Origin of the sequence: Cupriavidus sp. HMR-1 (genome assembly GCF_000319775.1) — a bacterium.
Classification (GTDB): Bacteria; Pseudomonadota; Gammaproteobacteria; order Burkholderiales; family Burkholderiaceae; genus Cupriavidus; species Cupriavidus metallidurans.
Map to the genome: position 1 here is coordinate 1 of NZ_ANKP01000179.1, position 8216 is coordinate 8216.

General features: G+C 65.4%; 7 protein-coding genes and 1 pseudogene. 7 read left to right on the forward strand and 1 reads right to left on the reverse strand.

Going from position 1 to position 8216, the window contains the following annotated elements:
- From D769_RS19700 to D769_RS19725, 6 genes are all read left to right on the forward strand, one after another.
- Positions 1–1299: TolC family protein (locus D769_RS19700; RefSeq protein ID WP_008648665.1), on the forward strand; the 1299-nt coding region annotated here is incomplete at its 5' end.
- A 2-nt stretch (positions 1300–1301) separates the two neighbouring features.
- Complete coding sequence (locus D769_RS19705; protein ID WP_008648666.1) at positions 1302–2456, forward strand: efflux RND transporter periplasmic adaptor subunit; 1155 nt, start codon at positions 1302–1304, stop codon at positions 2454–2456.
- Between the two features lie 6 nt (positions 2457–2462).
- Positions 2463–5579: an efflux RND transporter permease subunit gene (locus D769_RS19710; protein ID WP_008648668.1), complete on the forward strand. Its 3117-nt coding sequence runs from the start codon at positions 2463–2465 to the stop codon at positions 5577–5579.
- Between the two features lie 103 nt (positions 5580–5682).
- The gene (locus tag D769_RS19715; protein WP_008648670.1) at positions 5683–6057 is read left to right on the forward strand and encodes a DUF2880 domain-containing protein; all 375 of its coding nucleotides are present in this window, start codon (positions 5683–5685) and stop codon (positions 6055–6057) included.
- Between the two features lie 148 nt (positions 6058–6205).
- Positions 6206–6703: a DUF1579 domain-containing protein gene (locus D769_RS19720; RefSeq protein ID WP_008648671.1), complete on the forward strand. Its 498-nt coding sequence runs from the start codon at positions 6206–6208 to the stop codon at positions 6701–6703.
- Between the two features lie 94 nt (positions 6704–6797).
- Positions 6798–7421 (forward strand): nitrogen fixation protein NifQ, encoded by a 624-nt coding sequence (locus D769_RS19725; protein WP_085959083.1) that lies wholly within the window; start codon positions 6798–6800, stop codon positions 7419–7421.
- Between the two features lie 57 nt (positions 7422–7478).
- On the opposite strand, the gene D769_RS19730 is transcribed toward D769_RS19725, so the two are convergent.
- On the reverse strand, positions 7479–7814 hold the full coding sequence (locus D769_RS19730; protein WP_241227890.1) for a hypothetical protein: 336 nt from the start codon (positions 7812–7814) through the stop codon (positions 7479–7481).
- Between the two features lie 223 nt (positions 7815–8037).
- Here D769_RS19730 and D769_RS32760 point away from each other — a divergent pair.
- Positions 8038–8216: pseudogene (locus D769_RS32760) on the forward strand (damage-inducible protein); the annotation flags it as partial.

Here is an 8216-nt window from a genome sequence, read left to right on the forward strand (position 1 = left end):
GGCGTTACCGCCGCCCCCGGGGCTGCCTCGCCACAAGCGGCGAAGCTCGCCGCCAGGGCCATGCCGCGCGCTACCACGCCAGCCCCCGACACGTTCGACCTGCCGCAGTTGCTACAACTGGCGCAGTCGACCAACAAGGGCGTGGAAGCCGCGCAGGCCAATGTGGATGCTGCCACGGCTGCTATTACCAGCGCCCGTGCGTATCCGAACCCGCAGGTGGAAGTGATGTATGGGCGCCTGTCCGGCAAGCAGCCGGGCGTGACCAGCGGCAATGCGCCGTCGTACGCAATCGTCCAGAAACTCGATTACCCGAACCAGCGCAATCTGCGCGAGCAGATGGCGGGCCGTGGCCTGGAGGCGTCCGAGGCAATGCGGCAAGGCTTCCGCAGCGACCTGGCTGCGCGCGTGAAGACGTCGTACTACCAGGTGCTGCGCCGCGAGACCGAACTGGCCGCCGCGCGCGAGGACCTGAACATGACGCGTCAGATCCAGGAGCGCGCGAAGGTGCGCGTGAACGTCGGCGAGGCCCCGCGCTATGAATTGATCAAGGCCGACACCGAACTGCTGGCTGCGCAGAAGACGCTGCAGACGGCCGAGCTGCGTGTCGACCAGGCCAAGGCCACGCTGCGCCAGCAGGTGGGAGGCGTAATGCCCGCGCGCTTCGCGCTGGACGGCAGCCTCGGGCACGCGCCCGACATGCCACCGCTGGCAACGTTGCGCGACACGCTGCAGGCCAGCAATGCGGAACTGACCCAGCGCCGCAGCGAGCTGGAACGCGCGAAGCTGGGCGTGGACTACCAGCGCGCGCTGCGCTGGCCCGAGGTGGCGGTGCGTGCCAGCTCCGAGCGGCAGCCCGACAACAATGTTTCGCAGATTGGCCTGGTGATGACGATTCCGATCTGGGATCGCCGCAGCGGCCCGGTGGGCGAGGCGACGGCGCAGGCCACGCAGGCCCGCACGGCGCTCGAAGCGCGTGAATTCGAGTTGATGCAGGAACTCGACACCGCCTATCGCCAATACGAGATCGCGCAGGCCCAGGTGACGGCGCTCGAATCGGGCATCGTGCGCGAGGCCGAGTCGGCGTTGGGCGTGGCTGAGTCCGCGTATCGCTTCGGCGAGCGCGGCATTCTCGACTACCTCGACGCCCAGCGCGTGCTGCGTAGCGCGCGCAGCGAGCTGATTGCCGCGCAGTACGAACTGCAAGTCGCCGCCATCCAGATTGACAAGCTCATGTCGGCCTCGCCGGGCGTCAATACCGCCCCGGCGTCGTCCATGCCCGATCTCCCGAATCTGAACTGATCATGCGTCCCCAATTCCTGCTTTCCTTTGCAGCCGCCGCCGTGATGATGCTGTCGCTGGCCGGCTGTTCCGATGACCCCGCCCCGGCCGCCGAGGCGCCAAAGTTGCCACCTGGCATCGTCAAGCCCGCGGAGAACCTCAAGCGCACACTCAAGGTGGCGCCGGTTGCCGCGTCCCCATTCAGCGAGATGTTGCGCGTGGCGGGCCGTATCGACTTCGACGAGCAGCGCGTCTCGCGCATCGGCGCCAGCGTGACTGGCCGCGTGACCGATCTCTATGCCGTGCTCGGCCAGGAGGTCAAGGCGGGCCAGGTGCTGGCCCGTCTGCACAGTAGCGAACTGGGCGCTGCCCAGATGGCCTTCCTGAAGGCCGAGGCGCAGAACACGCTGCAGTCCCGCAATGCGGAGCGCGCGCGGCAACTGTTCGCCGCCGATGTGATTGGCCGTGCCGAACTGCAGCGCCGCGAAAGCGAATACGCGATTGCCGCGGCGGAGGCCCGTGCCTACCGCGATCAACTGCGCGTGCTCGGCATGTCCGCCGCGTCGATCGCCACGCTGGCGAAGAGCGGCAGCATCGAGTCGTACTCGCCGGTGTTCTCGAGCATCAACGGCACGGTGGTCGAGCGCAACGTGGCGCAGGGCCAGGTGGTGCAGCCGGCTGACGCGCTGTACACGGTGGCCGATCTGTCGCGCGTGTGGGTCGTCGCCGAGGTGCCCGAGCAGCAGGCTGCGCAGGTGGCCGAAGGGCAGAGCGTCGATATCGAGGTGCCGTCACTCGCCAACAGCAATGGCCGCATCACGGGCAAGCTGATCTACGTGGGCCGGACCGTGAATCCGCAGTCGCGCACGGTGCTGGTTCGTACCGAACTCCAGAACAAGGATGGCCGTCTCAAGCCCGCCATGCTCGCCACCATGCTGATCGCCGCCAAACCGGTGGAACTGCTGGTGGTGCCGGGTTCGGCCGTGGTCCGTGAAGGCAACGATGAACAGGTCTATGTGGAGGTTAGCGACGGCCAGTACCGCCTGACCAAGGTGAAGCTGGGCCCGGAGAGCGACGGCATGCGTGTGGTCCAGAGCGGCATCAAGCCTGGCGACCGCGTGGTCGTGGAAGGCGCGTTCCACCTGGACAACGAGCGCAAGCAGCAGGAGCAGGGGTAACCGGCCATGATGACATCGCTTGTTGAAGCCGCGATCAAGCAGCGGCTAGTGGTGTGCGTGATCGCCGTGGTGCTGTTCTTCTTTGGCCTGCGTGCGGCCGGGAAGCTATCCGTCGATGCGTTCCCGGACGTGACCAACGTCCAGGTGCAGATTGCCACGGAAGCCACGGGACGCTCGCCTGAGGAAGTGGAGCGCTTTGTCACGGTGCCGATCGAGATGTCGATGACGGGCCTGCCCGGACTCGAGGAGATGCGCTCGCTGAACAAGGCGGGCCTGTCGCTGATCACGCTCGTGTTCACGGACAAGACCGACGTCTACTTCGCGCGGCAGCTCGTCATGGAGCGGCTGATCGAGGTTTCCGGCCGAATGCCCGAGGGCGTGACGCCGGTGCTCGGGCCGGTTTCCACCGGGTTGGGCGAGGTCTACCAGTACACGCTGGACCGCGCCGACGACGGCGACCGCGAACTGACGCAGGAGGAACTGTCGGAGCGCCGCATCGCGCAGGACTGGGTGGTGCGGCCGCTGCTGCGCTCGATCCCGGGCGTGGCGGAAATCAACTCGCAGGGCGGCTTCGTGCGGCAGTACCAGGCACTGGTCAATCCGGAGCGGATGCGCCACTACGGCATCAACATCCAGCAGGTCTACCAGGCGCTGGCGCGTAACAACGCCAACTCCGGCGGTGGCGTGCTGCCGCACTACGCCGAGCAGTACCTGATCCGCGGCGTGGGCCTGGCCAAGGGTGTCGACGATATCGGCAGCATCGTGCTCAAGGAGATCAATGGCACGCCGGTCTACCTGCGCGACGTGGCGCAGGTGACGATCGGCCACGAGGTCCGCCAGGGCGCGCTGGTCAAGAACGGCCAGACCGAGGCCGTTGGCGGCATCGTGATGATGATGCGCGGTGGCAACGCCAAGGAAGTGGTGAGCCGCGTCAAGGCACGCGTGGCGGACATCAACGAGCGTGGCATGTTGCCGGGCAAGCTGCAGATCGTGCCGTACTACGACCGTAGCGAACTGGTGGACTCCGCGCTGTGGACCGTCACCAAGGTGCTGCTCGAAGGCGTGGTGCTGGTGGTGATCGTGCTGTTCCTGTTCCTGGGCGACGTGCGGTCCTCGGTGATCGTGCTGGCCACGCTGGTGCTGACACCATTGCTGACGTTCATGGTGATGAACCAGGTGGGGCTGTCTGCCAACCTGATGTCGCTGGGGGGGCTGGCCATCGCCATTGGCCTGATGGTCGACGGCTCGGTCGTGGTGGTCGAGAACGCGTTCGAGCGGCTCGGTCACGCGGAGAAAACCGGGCTGACGCGCACGCAGGTGCTGGTCAAGGCGGTGCAGGAAGTGGCCACGCCGGTGATCGTGGGCGTGGGCATCATCATCCTGGTGTTCCTGCCGCTGATGACGCTGTCCGGCATGGAAGGCAAGATGTTCGCGCCGCTGGCCTTCACGATCTCGATCGCGCTGGCGATCTCGCTGTTCCTGTCGTTGACGCTGTCGCCGGTGCTGTCGTCGTACCTGCTCAAGGGCGGCGCCGAACACGACACGCGCGTCATCGCGTTCATGAAGCGCTACTACCTGCGCATGCTTCACTGGTCGCTGGCAAACAGCAAGAAGACCGTGCTGTCGGCGGTGGGGGTGTTCATCGCCACGCTGATGATCGTGCCGCTGCTTGGTACATCGTTCATTCCGGAGATGAAGGAAGGCTCGATCGTGCCGGCTATCGACCGTGTGCCGAACATCTCGCTGGAAGAGTCGATCAAGTTGGAGAAACAGGCCAACAAGCTGGTGCTCGAAGTGCCGGGCGTGAAGTCGGTGGTCTCGGGCGTGGGTCGTGGCGAAAGCCCGGCCGACCCGCAGGGCCAGAACGAATCGACGCCGATCGCCAGCCTCAAGGACCGCGACGAGTGGCCCGATGGCTGGACGCAGGACGACATCGCCAACGCGATCCGCGAGAAGCTCAAGGCCATTCCCGGCGTGCAGATCGTGATGGCGCAGCCGATCTCGGACCGCGTGGACGAGATGGTCAGCGGCGTGCGTTCCGATATCGCCGTGAAGATCTTCGGCGACGACCTGGAGACGCTGCGTGACCTGGCCGGCCAGATCGCCCGCGTGGCAGGTGGCATCCAGGGGTCGCAGGACATCCGTATCGAGCGGATCTCGGGCCAGCAGTACCTGTCGATCGAGATCGACCGTCAGGCGATTGCGCGCTACGGGCTGAACGTGTCGGACATCCACGACATCATCGAGATTGCCATCGGCGGCAAGCGTGCCACGGATATCTTCGAAGGCGAACGTCGCTTTGCGGCGGCCGTACGCCTGCCTGAGGAATTCCGCAGCAACGTGCAGGAGATTCGCCAGTTGCTGGTATCGGCGCCCGACGGCGTGCAGGTGCCGCTGCAGAGCGTGGCGAAGATCGAAGTGACCGATGGCCCGGCGCAGATCAGCCGCGAAATGGCCAAGCGCCGCGTGGTGGTGATGATCAACGTGAAGGATCGCGATCTCGGCGGCTTCGTGGCCGAACTGCAGTCCGCCACCGAGAGCAAGGTCAAGCTGCCCGAGGGCTACTACTTCGAGTGGGGCGGCCAGTTCCAGAACATGGAACGCGCGATGGGCCACCTGAAGATCATCGTGCCGATTACCATCGCCGCGATCTTCTTCCTGCTGTTCCTGCTGTTCAATTCGGTGCGCTATGCCACGCTAATCATCACGGTGCTGCCGTTTGCATCGATCGGCGGCATCATCGGGCTGTTCGTCACGGGCGAGTACCTGTCCGTACCGGCGTCGGTGGGCTTTATCGCGCTGTGGGGCATGGCGGTGCTGAACGGGGTGGTGCTGGTGTCGTACATCCGCACATTGCGCGAGTCGGGCATGTCGCTGCGCAACGCGGTGGTGCGCGGCGCCACGCAGCGTTTCCGTCCGGTGATGATGACCGCGACGATCGCCATGCTGGGTCTGGTGCCGTTCCTGTTCTCGACGGGTCCAGGCTCCGAGGTGCAGCGCCCGCTGGCGGTGGTGGTGATCGGCGGGCTGATTACGTCGACGCTGCTCACGCTGGTCATGGTGCCCACGCTGTACCGCTGGTTCGATGACCGCAAGCCGGAGCCGCGCGACATGTCGGTGTAGTCGGTGTAACGCGACCCGGAACATTCGATCCGTACGCCAGTACAATGGCAACCGGCCGGCATGCAACGCGCGTGCCGGCCTTTTTTTGTTTGGAGTGCATACCATGACGATCCAAGCGCGCCGCGTGCTGACGGCGCTCGCATTGATCGCGCTGCCGGTGACCGCGATGGCGGCGCCTGCCGCATCCTCGGCCGACGCGCCCGTCAACGTCGAGCTGGGCCAGCGCGGCGGCAAGCCCGAAGCGCCCGAGGCGCCCGGTGCCTGCATGAACGCAGTGAAGGCCGCGTTGCCGAATCCCGACCAGTTTCGCTGGGTGCGAGGCACCACTCGCCGCGTGGCCGAAGACGTCTACAGCGTGGTCGGCAGCATCGAGTACGTGGACAAGTCCGGACAGGCCCGCAAGGGCGAGGCGCAGTGCGATGTGATGCGCGCCCCCGGTAACCAGTTCATCGTGCCGAAGGTGCGTTTGCCCCAGTAATTTCCGCGCTGACCCTGCCACACCGGAAACCCGCAAGATGACATTTTTGTCATCTTGCGGGTTTTTGTTGGACATCGACGACCCCGTCTTCTAACCTTTTGTGTACGCCGTACACAAGTAGCGGCGCAACTCACAAGGAGGCGTTTGCATGAAGATCGAAGCGACCAACGAACACCGCTGGCTACAGAAGCTCGTCGGCAGGTGGGTAGGCGAAGGCGAGGCCCAGATGGGCCCGGAGGCGCCGCCTGAAAAATGGAAGATCCCCGAGCAGGTCAGCCAGGTGGGCGACGTCTGGGTGCAGGCGCGTGCGGAGGGCGAGTTTCCGGGATGCGGGTCGGCGGTCACGATCATGACGCTCGGCTACGACCCCGTTCGCAAGCATTTCGTCGGCACGTTCATCGGTTCGATGATGACCCACATGTGGGTCTACGAAGGCGATCTCGAGGCCGATGGGCGCACGCTCACGCTGCGTGCCGATGGCCCGGCGTTCGGCCCGGATGGCAATATGATCGAGGGAAAAACGGCGAAGTACCGCGATGTTGTGGCCCTGGTGGATGACGATCACCGCACGCTGACGTCGTTCATGCAGGCCGACAACGGCGAGTGGATGCAGATCGTGCAGGCTCGCTATCGTCGCGAGAAGTAGGACGCCGTTCGCGGTTTGACTGGCGTTATATACGTGGTTATATTGCGATGCGATGCCCGCCATTCCGCGGGCGCGCTGCCGTACTGCTGCCACGATGAACCGCTCACTGCTGTTGCTGGATGCCTTTGCTGCCCAACCCGGCGATCCCGTTACACGGGCGTTGGCCGGGGTGCTGGAGTCTGCCTGCGCGGGGCGCCTGCCGCGCTTCGCGCAATGGCTCGGCCTGCCGCCGGACGCGTTCCGGCACATGCTGGATCACTGCTTTCCCGGGGCCGCGCAGGCGGGGTGGGCGCCAGATGTTCCACCACAGGCGCCGGACAGCCTGCCGTGCGAATTCGCCGATCTGGTGGAGATGCTCGAGGACGGCTGCGCGCCGGGCGCGGCAGGGATGCTGGTGCATTGGGCCGCGCACGCGCTGGCCTGCGGCTGCTTTGGCCATACGCACTTGTGGCAGGACATGGGCCTGTCCGGGCGCGACGATGTGTCCGCGTTGCTGCGGCAGGTCTTCTGGCCGGTCTTCGCGGCCAATACCACGGACATGAAATGGAAGAAGTTCTTCTATCACCGCGTCTGCGAGCGGCTCGACATTCATCCTTGCCCTGAGCCCTCGTGCGAGGGCTGCGACCATTACGCGGCCTGTCACGGCGCCGAATCAGCCATTGAATCGGTCATTGAATCGGCCATCGAGTCGGTCATCGTGAGACAGCCCCGCTCCTGATTCCCGATTGAAGTCTCCCCAGCTCCCCGGTGCGGGCCGGCGAGCGCATGAGCGTGGTTACGCGCGATCGACGTGATCGAGTTCGCTGCTGTTCCACCAGGCCTCCAGCAGCGGCTGGAAGCGGTCGTCGGGCGCGCGCGGTACGCGCGTGCTCTTGCGGGCGGGCGGGAGCTGCCGGCCCGTGAGCTGGTAGACGATGGCGGCGGGCAACGTGCCGGGACCGTAGGGCACGTGATCGACCACGCTCATCTGGCGCGCGGCCTTCAGCGCGCGCGTGGTTTCCTCGGGGGTGAGACCACACGCGTCGGCCATCACGTCACGGCGCAGCGGACCTTGACGCTTGAGACCATCGATCAGCAGATGCACGCAATCGCGCGTATTCCGTTGTTTCATGTCGCGCATTTTGCGTACCTGCCCCGGACTGCACAATCGTGCATGACATTTGTTTGCATTCGTGCCGGGAATCCGTGGCAGTTCGCTGACAAGCGCACATTCCAGGCGGTGAGCGCGCCACATTCGTGCTGCAGGCTTGCATCGGTCTCGATACTGTATAAATATACAGTATTCGTAAAAATACGAGGGCAACGCCAGTCGATTGCGCCTCTTCATCCACATCATGACCGTGTCATCGCATGTCACGCCGCCGACAGTCGTGGCGGGCCATGCGGCTTCCTCCTCCTCCGCGCCCCGTGCATCGGTGAGCGAACTCGAGCACCGCTACCCCGGGCTGTGGCGCGCGGGTCAGCTCGGCCGCGCCGGGCGCTTGCCCGTGTGCCCGACCGGGTACGACGCCCT